At 44.9% G+C, this 16,162-nt stretch carries 14 protein-coding genes; 5 read left to right on the forward strand and 9 right to left on the reverse strand.

What is annotated here, in order from left to right; translation table 11 throughout:
• Positions 1-10 precede the first annotated feature (10 nt).
• The 4 genes from D2962_RS11680 to D2962_RS11695 all read left to right on the forward strand — a co-directional run bounded on the left by D2962_RS11680 (position 11) and on the right by D2962_RS11695 (position 3,309).
• Positions 11-1,045: a methionine ABC transporter ATP-binding protein gene (locus tag D2962_RS11680; RefSeq protein ID WP_120765762.1), complete on the forward strand. Its 1,035-nt coding sequence runs from the start codon at positions 11-13 to the stop codon at positions 1,043-1,045.
• Positions 1,038-1,691, forward strand: a complete 654-nt coding sequence (locus tag D2962_RS11685; RefSeq protein ID WP_122015063.1) for a methionine ABC transporter permease — start codon at positions 1,038-1,040, stop codon at positions 1,689-1,691. Before D2962_RS11680 ends, D2962_RS11685 begins: the two co-directional genes overlap by 8 nt.
• Positions 1,692-1,739: 48 nt before the next feature.
• Entirely contained in the window at positions 1,740-2,591 is an 852-nt protein-coding gene (locus tag D2962_RS11690) for a MetQ/NlpA family ABC transporter substrate-binding protein (RefSeq protein ID WP_120765760.1), read from the forward strand.
• Positions 2,592-2,691: 100 nt separating this feature from the next.
• Positions 2,692-3,309, forward strand: a complete 618-nt coding sequence (locus D2962_RS11695) for an Asp/Glu racemase (protein ID WP_245984655.1) — start codon at positions 2,692-2,694, stop codon at positions 3,307-3,309.
• Positions 3,310-3,353: 44 nt separating this feature from the next.
• On the opposite strand, the gene D2962_RS11700 is transcribed toward D2962_RS11695, so the two are convergent.
• The 9 genes from D2962_RS11700 to D2962_RS11740 all read right to left on the reverse strand — a co-directional run bounded on the left by D2962_RS11700 (position 3,354) and on the right by D2962_RS11740 (position 15,458).
• The gene (locus D2962_RS11700; RefSeq protein ID WP_122015064.1) at positions 3,354-4,589 is read right to left on the reverse strand and encodes a PDZ domain-containing protein; all 1,236 of its coding nucleotides are present in this window, start codon (positions 4,587-4,589) and stop codon (positions 3,354-3,356) included.
• 11 nt (positions 4,590-4,600) lie between these two features.
• A complete protein-coding gene (locus tag D2962_RS11705) occupies positions 4,601-5,863 on the reverse strand; it encodes a S41 family peptidase (protein WP_122015065.1) in 1,263 nt (420 codons plus the stop codon).
• Positions 5,864-5,926: 63 nt separating this feature from the next.
• Positions 5,927-7,069, reverse strand: coding sequence for a murein hydrolase activator EnvC family protein (locus D2962_RS11710; protein ID WP_122015066.1), 1,143 nt, complete (start codon positions 7,067-7,069; stop codon positions 5,927-5,929).
• A 31-nt stretch (positions 7,070-7,100) separates the two neighbouring features.
• A complete protein-coding gene (gene ftsX / locus D2962_RS11715) occupies positions 7,101-7,973 on the reverse strand; it encodes a permease-like cell division protein FtsX (RefSeq protein ID WP_122015067.1) in 873 nt (290 codons plus the stop codon).
• Positions 7,963-8,649 carry a cell division ATP-binding protein FtsE gene (gene ftsE / locus D2962_RS11720; protein ID WP_122015068.1) on the reverse strand — a complete coding sequence of 229 codons (687 nt, stop codon included), beginning with the start codon at positions 8,647-8,649 and terminating at the stop codon, positions 7,963-7,965. Before ftsE ends, ftsX begins: the two co-directional genes overlap by 11 nt.
• A gap of 299 nt (positions 8,650-8,948) precedes the next feature.
• Entirely contained in the window at positions 8,949-12,500 is a 3,552-nt protein-coding gene (locus D2962_RS11725; RefSeq protein ID WP_245984656.1) for a glycoside hydrolase family 130 protein, read from the reverse strand.
• A gap of 12 nt (positions 12,501-12,512) precedes the next feature.
• Positions 12,513-13,535: a hypothetical protein gene (locus D2962_RS11730; protein ID WP_120765754.1), complete on the reverse strand. Its 1,023-nt coding sequence runs from the start codon at positions 13,533-13,535 to the stop codon at positions 12,513-12,515.
• A gap of 2 nt (positions 13,536-13,537) precedes the next feature.
• Entirely contained in the window at positions 13,538-14,689 is a 1,152-nt protein-coding gene (locus D2962_RS11735; RefSeq protein WP_122015069.1) for a glycosyltransferase family 4 protein, read from the reverse strand.
• 295 nt (positions 14,690-14,984) lie between these two features.
• Positions 14,985-15,458: a hypothetical protein gene (locus D2962_RS11740; RefSeq protein ID WP_122015070.1), complete on the reverse strand. Its 474-nt coding sequence runs from the start codon at positions 15,456-15,458 to the stop codon at positions 14,985-14,987.
• Positions 15,459-15,695: 237 nt separating this feature from the next.
• On the opposite strand from D2962_RS11740, the gene D2962_RS11745 reads away from it, so the two are divergent.
• Positions 15,696-16,064: a Na-translocating system protein MpsC family protein gene (locus D2962_RS11745; protein WP_122015071.1), complete on the forward strand. Its 369-nt coding sequence runs from the start codon at positions 15,696-15,698 to the stop codon at positions 16,062-16,064.
• Positions 16,065-16,162: the final 98 nt, after the last annotated feature.

The following is a 16,162-nucleotide window of genomic DNA, read 5'->3' on the forward strand; positions in this document are numbered from 1 at the left end:
TACGATTAATATGATCTATATAAAAAACCTCACTAAAGTGTATCATTCGGATTCAGGCGATGTGAAAGCCCTGGACGAGGTCAACCTTCACATCAAAAAGGGAGAAATCTTCGGTATAATAGGTCTCAGCGGTGCGGGCAAGAGCACGCTGCTCAGGTGTATCAACATGCTGGAAAAACCTACTTCCGGTTCGGTAGAAATAGACGGTGTGGAAATGACTTCCCTCTCCCCCAATGAATTAAAAGAAATGCGCAAAAAGATAGGCATGATCTTTCAGCATTTCAACCTTCTTACTTCCAGAAATGTAAGGGGCAATGTGGCCTTTCCTCTGGAGATAGCCGGTGTGGATAAAAAGACTATTAATCAAAAGGTGGAAAGACTGCTGGACCTGGTGGGGCTCTCAGATAAGGCGGATAGTTTCCCCTCACAGCTTTCCGGAGGTCAGAAGCAGAGGGTGGGCATTGCAAGGGCATTGGCCAATGACCCGAAGGTACTGCTGTGCGATGAAGCCACTTCAGCCCTGGACCCCCAGACAACCCTTTCCATTTTAAACCTCCTAAAGGATATCAACAAGAAATTGGGAATTACCATAGTGCTTATCACCCACGAGATGAATGTTATAAAGCAGATTTGTAACAGTGTGGCAGTCATCGAAAAGAGTAGAGTGGTGGAACAGGGGTCGCTGCTGGAGGTCTTTGCAAATCCAAAGACCGATACCGCAAGAAACTTTTTAAAATCGGTCACCCTGTCGGAGCTGCCCGAGGAACTAAAGGAGAGGATCCGCAATTTAGACCACGGTCACCTGGAAGGCAGGATTGTAAAGATAGGCTTCTTCGGCAAAGTCACCGCCGAGCCCGTCATATCCACCCTTGTCAAAAAGTTCGATGTGGATGCCAATATTCTATACGGCAACATTGACCATATCCAGGATACTCCTTACGGCATGCTGGTGGTGGAGCTCCGGGGAAAAAATGGCGGTGCAAACAGTGCTATTGAATATTTAAAAACTCTGGGGCTTAAAGTAGAGGTGATAGTAAATGTCTGAAACCATAAACCTTCTCCTGGTGTCATCCTGGCAGACCATTTACATGGTGCTGGTATCGGTGTGTATAGCCACAGTTTTCGGTATACCCCTCGGAATATTACTGCTGATTACCGATAAAGGCCACATACTTCAAAATGGTCCCCTGAATAAGGTGCTGGGGACAATAGTGAACATATTTCGGTCTGTCCCCTTTATAATTCTTCTCATCGTACTTATACCTTTTACAAGGTTTTTGGTGGGGACTTCCATCGGGACTACCGCCGCCATAGTTCCCCTTTCCATAGCCGCTATTCCCTTCATGGGGCGGCTCACGGAGACCTCCCTCCGGGAAGTTGGCCGGGGAATTATCGAAGCGGCCCAGGCTATGGGAGCTTCTCCGCTTCAAATAATTACAAAGGTGCTTGTCCCCGAGGCGTTGCCATCTATCGTCTCAGGAATCACCATCACCACGATAAACCTGGTAGGATATTCCGCCATGGCAGGCGTCATAGGAGGAGGTGGTCTCGGAGACCTGGCAGTAAGATACGGTTACCAGCGTTTCATGCCGGATATCATGCTGTATACCGTCATAATTCTGGTGGTCATGGTGCAGTTGACCCAGATGCTGGGAGATTTTACAGTAAAGCAGATTTCCAGAAATCGTTGATTAACGTTCAGGAGATTCCAATCAAAATAATGTAAAGGAGATGTTAGAATGAAGAAAACTTTAGTACTGATTCTGGTATTGGGCCTTTTTCTGGCAGTCATCGCAGGATGTGGTGCAAAGCAAAATTCCGCTTCTACCCCCGGTGAGCAATCCCAGGATAAAAGCTCACAAGAGGCAAAGCCTGTAACCATAAAAGTGGGAGCTTCTCCAGTCCCCCATGCGGAAATACTGAATGTGGTAAAACCCATTCTTGAAAAAGAAGGCATTAAACTGGATATAGTGGAATTCACCGACTACAATCAACCCAACCTGCAGCTGGCTGACAAACAGCTTGATGCCAATTATTTCCAACATATTCCCTATCTCGAAAAATTCTCAAAAGATCATAACCTTGATCTGACCTATATTGCAAAAGTCCACATAGAACCCATGGGAGTTTATTCGAAAAAGGTTAAAAACCTGAATGACTTAAAAGAAGGCGCCAGCGTGGCCATACCCAATGATCCCACCAATGGCGGCAGGGCTTTGCTGCTCCTGCAAAAAGCCGGTGTATTAAAATTAAAAGATGGTGTCGGCATCAACGCCACCGTCAATGATATTGCTGAAAATCCCAAGAAACTCAAGATTCAGGAACTGGAAGCCGCCACACTGCCGAGAGTGCTTCAGGATGTGGATGCGGCTGTCATAAACACCAACTATGCTCTGGAGGCAAAACTGGTACCCACCAAAGATGCCCTGGCCATTGAATCCGCCGACTCTCCCTATGTGAATATCCTGGCTGTGCGCAAAGGTGATGAAAACAGGCCGGAACTTAAGAAACTGGCCGAGGCATTGAATACCCCCGAAGTCAAAAAATTCATTGAGGATAAGTATCAGGGTGCCGTAGTTCCCGCATTCTAAAAAAGACAAGAAAGACAAGGGGACGGTTCCTCTGTCTAAATGAAAAAGACAGGGGAATTCTTCCCTTGTCTTACTTTATAAAATTATAAAGGTGATTCATTTGATTAATGAAAAACAAAAGATAGGAGTAATTGCGGGCACGCCGGTAGATACTCAAATGGGAGTAGATTTTATCCTGGCAAAGGGCCATGAAGCCATAGGAGTTCCTACCGCATCCTGCCCCCAGGAACAAAATCTTCTTCAGTTTTTAAGTCCTGATGTACTTACCGAAAAAGTGTCGAATATAATAAAGGGCTTTCAGGAAAAGGGCATTTACAGGACCATGTTATATTGCAACTCCCTTTCATCGGCTATAAATCTTGAAAAAATAAAAACATCTTTCCCCCAGAGCCGTATAATGACACCACTGGACGTATATGAAAATCTTGCTTCACGATACAAAAATATTATACTTTGGGCTGCTAACGGTCAGTGCTTGGAAGGAATAGAAAAAATATTTTATGAGAAAAACCCTTTCATAGATATAATGGGTTTTTCAATGCTCCCGGTGATAAAAGCCATCGAGGCTCTGGAGCCGCCGGCTCAGATAATAGACAGGTTCAATTTAAACCATATTGTAGCGGCATCCGACAAAGCCGAATGTCTGGTGCTGGGCTGCACTCATCTTCCCTACCTTAAAGAAAACCTACAAAAAAAAGGCCGGTATCGCCATCATTGACCCGGCCGAGGAAATGCTCGAAAAACTTCTTAGTGATTAGGTAATCACTTTTTCAGCCACCTTATCAACCGGGAGAAGATACCGGCCTCTTCCATCACCACATATGTTACATTCTCATCATCTGGCACTAAAATGGCACCAAGGAAATTTATCCCGTCGGGATATGCATTCATTTCGGGGTTTTTTATTTCTCCATTGCTTTTTTTTACTGCCAGCCACAAAAATGTGGGAAAAGCGTCCAGCACCTGTTTCAATTCCTGGGGGGTATTTACAGGTTTATCATTGACGGACAAAATGATGTCCCCGGGTCCGAGACCCATTTTTTCCGCCGGCGAACCTTTGACCACATCTAAAACCATTTGGCCCTGTGGTGGATGAATAAAAAGAGGCTTTTCGCCCTTTTGTGATATTTTACCATAAATGATCAAAAGCTCATGAGCAACAGGTGCAAAGGTTGCTGCTATGAAGGCAAAAATCCTATATCTCGAAGCCAGCACAGACAAAAAAAGCAGGATTCCGCTGAAGGCCAGAAGGTTTAAAGCCGAAGAACGACACCGGTTTCTGGGTGTCATCGTCAGTGCAATGTCACCATATCCCAGGGCCGCTACCACAGGAAACATCATGAAAATGGCATTGGGATTTTTAAGAACATCCGGGAAGGGTTTTATCAAAGGCCACCAATCGGGCATCCGTATCAGGGTTTGCTGGGGTATCTGCGCTGTTACGATAGTTAAAAGCATTATGGGGACGGGCCAGAATTCCTGTAGCGAAAAACCGCCTATGATACCGTACTTTTCACTTTTTATAAAAATCGGTGCTGTATTGATATATCCCGCAAAAAATATGAGCGTGCTTTCCACCAGATGGAGTACCGCCACCAGGGCCATGAGGCCTGCCACATCCACCCTGGGAAAACCGAATATAAGTGAAAAAAGCGATACTAGCCCCCCTGCATAGGAAAAGCACATAAGATGGGGATGAATTAGCATCAAAAGCAGTGCCAGGGGCCATACATACACCAGGCCTGCTTCGGTTATGCTAACTCCCAGTAGCATCACCACCAGACTCCCTACAAGGCCACCGAGGCACCCGTAGAAAATGGCATAAAGCACTTTTTCCTGGGGTTTTATTTTTATGGTACCGAACATTTTCTTTTCCATTTCGGCTGTTCTCTTATACTGAGTCCAGACCAGCAGGATCACTATCCAGAAAAAAGGACTGAGTATGGCCCAGGGCAGTCCCTGCAGTATCAGGTAAATGATTTTAAAAAAAGGAAACATGTATATCGCCTCTATCTGCCGGCAGTAATGGAAGCCCTCAATATTTCCAGGGCTTTTGCCAGCTGGTTATCCTTTTCTTTCGGAACCAAAAAGGGATTCAATCCTTTATTCAACTCCGCCTTTACATTTGGCTGGATTCCTACACCATCTATGCTTCTTCCGCTGGGGATAAAATACCTGGCAATGGTTATCTTCAGACCCGCTCCGTTCTCAAAGGGCTCCAGTTCCTGGACCGACCCTTTTCCAAAAGTCTTTGTCCCCACCAGTATTCCCGCCTTATAATCCTGAATGGCTCCCGCCAGTATTTCCGATGCGCTGGCGCTATTTTCATTTACCAGCACCACCAGAGGAATGGATAATTTGCTTTCACCCGAATAATATTCTTCCAGTTTATTTTTATTCCTGTCCTCGGTGTATACCACCAGGCCTTTGCCCAGTATTCGGTCCGCCACTTTTACGGATTCATACAAAGAACCTCCGGGATTGTTTCTAAGGTCCAGTATAAGTCCCTTCACGCCTTTCTTTTTCAGTTCTGTTATGGCATTGTTAAATTCGTCGGATGTATAGGAATCAAAAGATGTGATTTTTATATATCCGATATTTTTATCCAGCATTTCGTATGCTACGGTTTTTAACCTGATATTATCCCGCACCAGTTCAAATTTAAGCAGGTTCTTTATTCCCGGCCGCTCTATGTATAAGGTTACTTTTGTGCCTTTTGGTCCCCTGAGAAGTCTCACCACATCGTCTATACTCCTGCCCCTTATGTCAACGTCATCCACTTTTATTATCCTGTCCTGCGGAAGAATGCCCGCTTTTTGAGCCGGAGTCCCTTCTATAGGGGATATCACTATCACCGCACCCGTTTTCTCATCGGAACCTAGAGAAATCCCCACACCCTCAAAGGACCCGTTCACTGATATCATAAAATCTTCAAACTCGGCGGGATTCATATATATAGAGTAGGGATCCTCCAAGGACTGAACCATTCCTCTTATGGCCCCTTCCACCAGAGAAGAATCGTTAACATCTTTCACATATTTGGCCTTGATTATTTTCATTACATCAGCTACGGGTTTTAACTTCTCCAGGTCATCTATCTTTTCGGTCGGCTCAGGTTGTTTATTCCCGGAAAGGGTTGTTTCCATTGGATTTTTTTTAAAAACATAAAAGGGGCTGCTTGCTGTCCTGGCCCCCAGAATAAATGAAAGCAGCGATACTGTTATACACACTACCGCCACTTTTATAACATTTTTCCATCTATCAGTCAGCATTAGTCTCCCACCTTGCAAAACAATATCATCTATATAATATGTAACACAGGTATATTATATCACTTATTTTAACCAATTCCAAGGGTTGACATGCTGACCATCTTTAATTACTCCAAAATCCAGATGCGGTCCCGTGGACCAGCCCGTGCTGCCTACCAGTCCTATCTTATCGCCTTTCTTGACCTTTTCCCCATCATTTACCAATATCTTCGAAAGGTGGGAATACCGCGAGGAAATCTTATCGCCATGGTCAATAATGATGGTATTGCCGTATCCGCCGTACCATCCGGTGTAAATAACTACACCGTCATCAGCAGCCACCACGGTAGAATCCGTAGGTGCAGCTATATCTATTCCCTCGTGAAATCTCCTGGACTTGAATATGGGGTGAACCCTCCAGCCGTAATCGGAAGTAACATTGGTAGAGCTAGGCACCGGCCAGCGGAATACTCCGGTCCCCATGTATGCTCTCTTGCTCTTGGCTTGAAGTTCTTGAATCATCCTGGCCAGGCGCGCGGCGTCTTCCTGGAGCTTGTCCTCCTGGCGCTCATACTCTTTTCTTTGCTCTTCCAGTTCATCATAAAGTTTCTTCCTGTCGGCCTGTCTGGAAGCTATGGTGGCTTTCTGACGGCTTATGTTCTTCTTATGTTCCGCTATCTGCCTGTGTTGTTCCTCCAGTTCTGCTTTCTTCTGTTCTACAATTTCCTTTTTCTCCCTGAAATCCGCCAGCAAATTTTTATCGGAGTCGATTATCCTTTTGACCATGTCCAGCCTTGTCAGGAAATCGGAAAAACTGGAAGATGCCAGCAGCACTTCTATGTAATCCACCGGCCCAGTCATATACATAGCTTTTATACGGATATTAAGGGTTTCCTGCTGATTTTCCACCTGGGCCTGGGCTGCTTCCAGCTCTTGCTGAGTGTTGACCAGTTTCTGCTGGGTGTCTCTGAGCTTTGCTTCGGTAGCAGCCAGTTCATTCTGAGCTTTTTTAAGGTCATTTTCTATAACTGCCAGTTCGGAAGCCACATCCCGTCTCTTGTTATTTACATCCTTGAGTCTGTTTCTTATACTGGTAATTTTAGACTGGATTGCCTGCTGTTGTTTTTTCAAATCCTGCAGGTCTATGGCAAAAGCGGAAACTGTGTTGGCGCAAATAAATATTACTGTTAACAGTATCGACAATAATCTATATTTTTTCTTGACCAATCCTATCCTCCTTTCCCCAGAACAGCTTTTATCATACATGCAGGAAGCGCCTTATGGAAAAACTGCTTCCAAAAGCCCCTATAAACATACCTATGGCCAGAAAGCCCAGGGCAAAATTATAAAATTCCTCCATGGGAATAAGAGATATCATTGGGATATTTAACCTCACGATATTATAAAGATAATTGTATCCACCGGCAAGGATACCTATGGCTATGGCTGCACCGATAAAGCCCAGCACCATGCCTTCTATTAGAAAAGGCCAGCGCACAAACCAGTCGGTGGCGCCTATATATTTCATTATGTTTATTTCCCTGCGCCTGGCAAAGACCGTAAGCCTTATGGTGTTTGATATGATAAAAATGGACACCGCCGCAAAAATAGCCATAATGACCAGGCCCAGGAGCCTGACCCAGTAGATGATGTTAAATAATTTCTCTACCACTCCCTTTCCGTATTTAACTTCCTCAACCCCCTGCAGGTGCTGGATTTCTCCAGCCACGCGGGCTACATCCTGGGGGTTGTCGACTTTTATCCTGAAGGAGTTGGGCAGGGGATTGTCAATTCCTTCCAGCAAATCTTTCCCCACCTGCTGCTTAAATTCCTCCAGGGCAGCCTCCCTTGAAACAAACTTAATTTCTTTTACACCGCTCACCGAGGATATCTCTGCATTCAACCGGGTAATACCGCTGCTATCCACCGTATCCTCCAGGTATGCAGTTATTTCAACCTGAGATTCCACATCTTTTAAAATGTGGTCAAAGTTTACCGATATTAACAAGAAAGAACCAAGTATGATAAGAGCAGAAGCCACCGCTCCTATAGAAGCCAGACTCATCCATCGGTTCCTAATAAGGCTGATAAAGGCTTCCCTGAAAAAATAGTTGAATGTCCTAAGCCTCATTGCTGTATACACCTCTTTCTTCGTCCCTTACCAGCCGGCCTTTATCCAACTGTAAAACCCTTTTTCTCATGGCATTGACCAGCTCCCTGGCGTGGGTGGCAACAACCACCGTGGTCCCCCTCTTATTGATATCGCTCAATAATTTCATAATATCCCATGATGTGTCGGGGTCAAGATTACCCGTCGGTTCATCGGCTACCAGCACATCCGGCTCATTTACCAGTGCCCGAGCCAGGGCTACCCTCTGCTGTTCCCCTCCCGAGAGCTCGGAGGGCTTTGCATCAGCTTTATGGGACAGCCCCACTCTTTCCAGCACCTGAGGCACCTTTTTTCTTATTTCTTTGCCGGATGCCTCCACTACTTCCATGGCGAAAGCCACATTCTCATAGGCTGTCTTTTCGGGCAAGAGCCTGAAATCCTGAAATACAATGCCTATGCGCCTCCGAAGAAACGGGATATCCCTGTTCCTCATCCTGGTGATGTTCTTGCCGTTGAAAAATATCTGGCCCTTTGTGGGCAATTCTTCACGGAACAACAGCTTGATAAAGGTGGACTTTCCCGCCCCGCTGGGACCTACTATAAATACAAACTCTCCTCTGGAAATCTTTAAATTTATATCCTTTAAGGCGGTAAGACCGCCCGGATATACTTTGGAAACTCCATACATTTCTATCACATAAACCACTCCCGATGTATTTACACCTATCTTTTAAACTTCGACGTCAATCTTAAAATTCCTTCATAAAAGACAATAAAAATATGGAAATTATCAAAGTTCGCCAGCATTTTATAGTATATCATCAAAATAATCCATTTCTCAACATCTGCGACCGACGTACAGCGCTTTCTGGACAAAAAAGCTTGTTCTTCACCAAATTAACCAGCGTGATTCGTAAGAAATTGTCTATATCCCATAATAAGCCAAAAAAAATAGCGGGACGCCATAGGCGGCGTCCCCTACTAGCTATCGATATGTCACCCTTGCCTTACTCTCCTCCTAACCTCTTCTGGTATCAGATCCTCTACTTTTCCCGTTGCCAGACAGATGTTCGTATCGGCTGCACCATAATAAACCAGGATTTCGTCGTCATCATCCAGAACTTCTTTATCCAGAGCCGGTACTGCACCGCAGGTGAACACCACATTGGGCACCCAGCATTCACCTTTTTTCCCTATCTCACACTCGGTTTCAGGAGACAGTATGGGATTGGGAGAACGGTAAAGCAGCCGTCCCGGGTCTTTTAAGTCCACAAGGATAACCCCCAGCCTGTAAATCATTTCTCTGTCCACCCCGTGGTATATTAGAAGCCAGCCGTATTTCGTCTTTATGGGCTGGGCGCCGGCCCCAATTTTCAGGGAATCCCACATCAAGCCTGACCTGGGTCCCATTATTATCTTATGCCCATCCCTGGGCCATGGGAATATCAGTTCATCTGAATAAGCTATCCATATGCTGGGCTCTATGCGGTGATATATAACATATTTGCCCTCAATTTTTTCCGGAAACAGAAAGGCATCTTTATCCCAGAGGCCCGGGAAGGCAAATCCCCTTCGCTTCCACCTATCGAAATCCCTGTTCAAGAAATCCTTTACAGGTATGGATGCTGCCGCTATCTGGGCCACTACCCCGTCATAGGCGGTATAAAGCATGAAAATCTCATCATCGATTACCACAACTCTAGGGTCCTCACATCCTTTCCTTTCCTGTTCTCTTTCGGGAATAAAAATCGGCTTATCCAGTCTTTCAATTATATTGTAACCATCCGAAATGGCAAGGCCTATCCTTGAAACTTCATCCTGTCCGAAAGCCCGGTAAAGCAGGTAAACCCGGTCCTTGACCCTCAAAGCCGCAGTATTGAGCACAAATTTATTTTCCCACCAGTGCTCCTTTATGGGATTCAAAATAGGATTATGGGGAAACCTCTTGAGCATTCCTGCTTTAGGCCAATTTTCCACTTCCTGGATTACAATTTCTTCCAGCGGGGGCTTTACGCCTAAAAGCACCACGGTCAAATCGCTGCTCTCCCTGCCCTGGCTTATGAGTTGGAACACCTGTTCCATTATTTCCGCAGGGTTATATCCCATTTCTTTATAAATTTCCTCCAGCAGGTCATGATTGAACCAGTCCCTCTCTATGTGTAAAAACAGAGGGGTCGGTATACCTTCTCCTCCTTTAAAACTATAGCTGGCCCAGGTCCATGCCGAACACGGAAGGAAGGTGCCGTCTTCCAGCACCAGGCTGAGGCCGTAGCCCTCCGCCATAGCCGCTATCCTACCAGAATCCTCCGCCCGGTTTTCCTCGGCAAGGCAAGCGGCCAATTTTTTTAACTTTACGGTTAACTGCCGGTGGTGCCAGTTTTCAAAGATATGATGGGCGGAAAACATGGCTTTACCGTAATGTCCTAAAATGGAATTTACAAATTTCCTTCCCACTTCTTTCCGTTCCCGGGCATAGGTTTTCCACAGGTCTGAAAAATGTTCCGCCTCCACTATGCTCTTGGCAATCCTAGTGAAATAACGGAGCTTGGGATAATCGCCGCCCATGCCCTTGCCCAGGTTCATTATGGCTATTCGGCCGGTGAGGCGGTTGAGGTCCGATATCTCTCTAAGCTCGCTCAATGCGGGAAACTTGTTCCTGCTCACTACCAAGGGGTAAAGCTCCACTTCCTCAAAGCTGTCGGGTCTAAGGTTATCCTTTAACCAGTGGAAAATGCGGTCAAAATAGTCTTTGTCTTCAGTAAACTGGGCCAGGGTCAAAATATCCCTGACTTCCATGTTGTCCAGAAGCTGCCGCATGTTTTTAAAGCCCAGCCTTATTACAAGATTTCTCGGTGGATACTCATACAGGAGCTTCCTCAAGATTTTCCACTTCACCACTGTGATTTTTTTATGGGGGAAAATGTCAAAAAGTTTGTTGATCATATTCATGGTGCCTTCTTCGGTATACAGGTCTCCGGGGCATAAACTATCAATGGTTTTTTCCAGCTGTGCCATGAAATTTGCATAGTTTCTACCGATTTCCCCCGAGGGAGCTCTGCTATCAATGTTGATCATATGCAGGAAATTCCTGAAAGAGTTCTCATATTTCTTTTGCAATTTCTTAAAAATATTTCCGGTGAGGATTTCCCTTTTGTCAACACCGTTGAGCTTTTTAGGTAGGGTTATAGGAACGCCGGGGATAAATTCAAGATAGTCCAGCGGTGTAAGCACCGGTCTTGTTTCTTCAGCTTTTTGCACCCATTTCTCAATAAACCCGGATCTGTAATCCACGAAAGCCTGCCTGTGTTCATCATATATATCCCGGGCCCTTGCCGCTATAACTTTGCCCGCATCCAATCCGCTTCCGGCCACGGTTTTCTCAAGAGCAGCCATTTCCTTTAAAAACCCGGCGATCACGCCATCATAGACCGCTGTAAGAGATTCCAGAATATCGTCTTTTTCCATATCCCTCTGAAAACTGTAAGCCAGAAGGAACTCATATACCATTTTTGCCCATGCTGAAAAATCCATACTGCCCGGAACATCTTCCGGGATTCCTTCCAGCATTTTTATGGACTCATGGCTTAAAACCCCGCTCATGAAATTCCGGTAATGGAAAAAACCCTCTTTAAAAGAGTCCTCAAAATCCATATAATTGCACATGACTTCCAGGGGTAGCTCCCTGTTCTCCCCGCCAATAATGTCAGGGGTTCTAACTGCGGGTTTTCGCTTTAACCAGATATCCTCATCCCTTTTAACACATTCAAACAGGGTACCGGCCATCTGTTTGAAAACCAGGTTTTTCTTGCCGAAAGTGACCGGCGATAACTTTGCCCCAAGATGGACTTCACAGATCCTTTTTCCCCACCTCAGAGCCGTAGTTACAAGCCACGGATTAATGCCATACCCACCGGTATGTTCCCTGCACTGATCAAATTCCGCACAAAAATCTTCCACCAGGTCGTGAGTAATGGAAAATACACCGCTGAGGGGGTCGGAAAATTTAATGCCATAAAGGGCGGAAATTAGAGGCGATACCATCATGGTCCCTGCCATGTCCTCAAAGGGATGACGCCTGAAACCGGCTATGGCCATGTCATATTCGTCCAGAATCGGTTTTATGAGTCTGTCGATCCATTCAGGCTTTAATCCCCGATTATCCCGGCTGTCAAGGTCGGCCTCCAGGAGCACCACATCAGCTTCATAAATGCGTGCCAGTTCGAATATGGCCCTGATGCTCCATCCTCTGCCATTTATCCCCTGGGGCATCACAAAAGCGGTAAGAGGGGAGTTTTTATATTCCCCCCTGAGTCTATCAAGGCTTTGTTTCCCCGCCGGGTCTCCTACGCAAACCACCAGCCTTTTCGACTGCCGGGTTTCACGGCTGTCTAAAGCATTCTTTACGACCTTAAGCAGGGTTTCATCTTCATTATAAAAGGGGATGCCGATAATAACATCCACCTCTTCAATTCGTTCTACCTGCTGTTTGGCCTTGTTTATGGTTTCATTAAAAAGGTCTCCCATATTCATATATCCATATTTTACCACAGGAGCTCCTCCTTAAACCGCAGGGATTAATCTTTGCCTTTTTTTCTCAATAACATCTTTCAAAACCTGATGTGCCATGAGGAAAGAAATTACCGCCTCCGCCCCCTGGTTCAGGTTCACTCCGTCGGGAACCAGAGCGTCATGGCAGCCCTGGGTGTCTTCATTATACAGTGGTACACCATTGATGTTTTTCCCCCAGTACCAGTCATATGCGGTCTGGGCTTTAAATATATATTCCATTTCACCGGTGACAATAAAGGCTTCCAGACACGCTAACACCACCGAAGCAGCATCCACTGGCTGCTGGTCATAAGGTGGAATGAGACTTTCTTTCTGCCACCAGCCGCGGTTGCCCACAATATTCAGGTAGCCCTTTTGAAACAGGGAGTCTATCAGGAAATTTAGTGTATCCCTGGCAACTTTCAATGCACTGCTATCGCCGCTAACCCTGTAAAAGCTAAAAAGAGAGTGGGGCAATAGGGCGTTGCAGTAAGTAAGCCTGTCTTCAAACCAAAGCCAATTCTGGCCTCGGTTCATTTCATACAGTCTTATAAGTCTTTGTGCCATGTTTTTTGCCTTTGGCAGAAGGTATAAATTCCGGCAGCAGCTTATGAGGTTCACCACTCCCAGCAGAGTATAGGCCAGGGCTCTGGGTGAATTAAACTGCAAAGCCCGGGGAAGTGCTTTTTTTAACATTTTTCTTGCCATTTTTTCGGTTTCAGGTATGCCGCAGTCCACGGCAAAACTTGCTGCCAGAATCCCCCTGCCTATGCTGTCCTCGGAGTTTATCACCGGTAAAAATTTGCCATCTACTTTTAGGTTCTGCCATACGCCTTTTGAATCCTGGGCCTCCTCCAGAAACCGGGCATATATATTTATGAGCCTTTCCCTCTCCTCCGCTTCCATTCCCATGGCCACCACCAGCGCTCTGGCATTGTCATCTACAGTATATCCGCTTTCCTTAAGGGGTCTCGATTTATCCGCAAACTGGATAATACCGGTGGAATCGGTCATGTTCACAAGATGCCGGTACACTTTTAATACACCTTCCTCTCAGCATTTACCTGAAGGATACTCTGCAGTATGTTTACATAATTTTTGGCCACTTCCGGCCAGAGCATGGTCTTGCCGAGCTTCGAGGCCTTCTTTTCAAGCTGGGCTTTCAACTGGGGACTTGAAAGAATCCTGTCTATTAATATGGCAATTTCTTCCGGGTTTGCCTGAGATGCCACCAGACCTCTGCCGTCACCCAGCACCTCCAGGGAGTAGTCATAGGGAGTTGAGACAATAGCCCTCCCGCAGCCAATGGCATAGGACAGGGTGCCGCTTACTGCCTGGCTGCGGTGGGGATATGGCGTCAAATATACATCGGTCATATACAGTATTTCTCCCAATTCTTCCAGGCTGATGAACCTGTTGATAAATTTTATGTTGTCTTCCACATGGACCTTTTCAATCAAATCCAGCAGGGAATCGCGGTATGCCTCACCCATTCTTTTCTTCAAATTTGGATGTGTTTCACCTGCCACCAGATATATTATACCCGGGTATTTTTCCTTTAAATATGATATAGCCTTTATACCCAGTTCTATTCCCTTGCCGGGACCGATGAATCCGAAGGTGGTCACCAGAGGTCGTCCGGCTATATCATAAACTCTTTTCAGGGCTTCCCTGGGTTTTTCCTTAAAAATGGGCACCCCATGGGGAACTACAAAAATCTTTTCAAGTGGAACACGGTAAACTCTATTTAAAAGTTCTGAAGAACGGCGGGTCATACACATGACCGCCAGCGCTTTTTTCCCCAGTTTTGCCAGGATACCCCGCTGACGAAATCCAGGATGGGGCAAAACCGTATGTGTATTTAAAATAAAGGGCTTTTCCAGATTGCATGCAAAATCAAGAACATAAGCCCCATCCCGGCCGCCGAATATGCCATATTCGTGCTCAATAAATACCGCATCCACTTCAGCCGAGTTCAGAAATTCCGCGGCTATATGGAAATCGTCCTTCCTGTCTTCTTTCAGTTCGAAAACCACCTCCGGCGGATAGTTATACGAAGAATTTTTGTCGGTAATGGCTAGTATCGAAACATTTTGCCCCCAAAGAGCTAAATTGTTCTTCAAATCTCTCGAAAAAGAGGCTATGCCGCATTCCCTGGGAGGGTAAGTGGATAATATGGCAAGATTCATAAACATATCCTCCTGCTTTTATAGTATATATTGACGCTTTATATGCCTTGTTGCCGTATTAATATTATTTTATATTAAGCCTTATATTATCCCATAACTGTATTTTTGGTTAAAAGACTTTACCAAATATTTCTTTAATTTAATATAACTTTATCACAAAATATTCGCTCTTATCAAATTTCATCTGGAGGTATAAGAAAAAGAAATCCGCCCTGAAGTTTTTTCAGGGCGGGTTATTTAAATATAATGGTTATTATTAGTGACATTCTTTTGATTATCGGACATTATATACCTTTTAAATTTTGCATCTTTCGGAATTTAATTCCCTGATGAAATCCCCTATATCCACGATGAACTTTCCTCGACCCGGCCAGTCTATCTTAACATCCGGCCTATTTAGCGGAATATCCCGCATCCTATTTTCTGAAAAAACTTTCAAAGAAAGGTCCTGCACCATCCTTCCCGGGTCCAGCCAGATATTGGTTTCTATAATGAGCTTGATATCATCTTCAGGGTCTATGAATAAAAGATTTACGCCCTTGCCAGGATCCGCCTCGAATATGCCTGTCAGGTCCCCATAGGTATAACGTCTTTCCCGACCGATAGCCGCCAGCCTCTTACCTCCCAGAACCGTCCCGGAAAATTCGAAAGAATCCCTGGATATGCCCTCTTCCAGTATTTTCCCATTATAATTTACCTTCATGCTTAACTCATCACCGTAATTTATGGACACAGCCATTTGAGTGAAAAGCTCAATTTCCACCAGCATTTTAAGCCCTCCATTCTAAAAATATCGTTCATTCCATAATATTCAAATGGCCATGAAGGTGTTACAGATTTAGATGTCGGAAGTTAGAGATGAGAGGTCATATAACGAATAAATAACATCAAGAAGGAATAACATAAATCGTATAGAATATAATTATAAAGACTCATTTCTCTATTCATAAAAAAAGTGAAATACTTTATCATTTGACCTATTAGAAATAATCGGGAGGGAAGAAATTTGAAAAACCTGGGTGACTTCAAACAGGAAATTATCAAGATAAACAATAAGACCAATGAAGAAATGTACGGCAGGGGACTTGACTGGCAGAAGATAGACATTATCGGCGATAAGATTATTATACTTGCTCTAAACCGCAGGATATCGGTATTAAAGCATATTGACGGCAAAGACTCCTTTACCGCCAGACTTATGGACCTCGCCCTGCTCAATGAATTCAAGGTCCGCTTTAAGACGTATTTTGAGGAAACCTTTGGGTTAAAAGTAAGATCTGTATTGAAGGATTACGACCCCGTCAACCAGCTGGCTGGCACCATTGTGATCACCGCTGAACCTGTGGAAGAATTCCTGGCAAGAGAAAGCTCATGATGCCATAACATTATCTCACAAAACTCTTGACAAAATTATCATTAATCTGTATATTGTTAGTAAAAGTTATTTCAATAAAATAATGGACTGGATAAGAA

It is taken from the genome of Biomaibacter acetigenes (assembly GCF_003691585.1).
GTDB lineage: Bacteria > Bacillota > Thermosediminibacteria > Thermosediminibacterales > Tepidanaerobacteraceae > Biomaibacter > Biomaibacter acetigenes.

What these genes read in the sequence shown, in the direction of transcription:
- D2962_RS11680 (WP_120765762.1), top strand. Translation starts at nt 11, where the DNA reads ATGATCTATATAAAAAACCTCACTAAAGTGTATCATTCGGATTCAGGC.
- D2962_RS11685 (WP_122015063.1), top strand. Translation starts at nt 1,038, where the DNA reads ATGTCTGAAACCATAAACCTTCTCCTGGTGTCATCCTGGCAGACCATT.
- D2962_RS11735 (WP_122015069.1), bottom strand. Translation starts at nt 14,689, where the DNA reads ATGAATCTTGCCATATTATCCACTTACCCTCCCAGGGAATGCGGCATA.
- D2962_RS11700 (WP_122015064.1), bottom strand. Translation starts at nt 4,589, where the DNA reads ATGTTTCCTTTTTTTAAAATCATTTACCTGATACTGCAGGGACTGCCC.
- D2962_RS11740 (WP_122015070.1), bottom strand. Translation starts at nt 15,458, where the DNA reads ATGCTGGTGGAAATTGAGCTTTTCACTCAAATGGCTGTGTCCATAAAT.
- D2962_RS11705 (WP_122015065.1), bottom strand. Translation starts at nt 5,863, where the DNA reads ATGCTGACTGATAGATGGAAAAATGTTATAAAAGTGGCGGTAGTGTGT.
- D2962_RS11690 (WP_120765760.1), top strand. Translation starts at nt 1,740, where the DNA reads ATGAAGAAAACTTTAGTACTGATTCTGGTATTGGGCCTTTTTCTGGCA.
- ftsX (WP_122015067.1), bottom strand. Translation starts at nt 7,973, where the DNA reads ATGAGGCTTAGGACATTCAACTATTTTTTCAGGGAAGCCTTTATCAGC.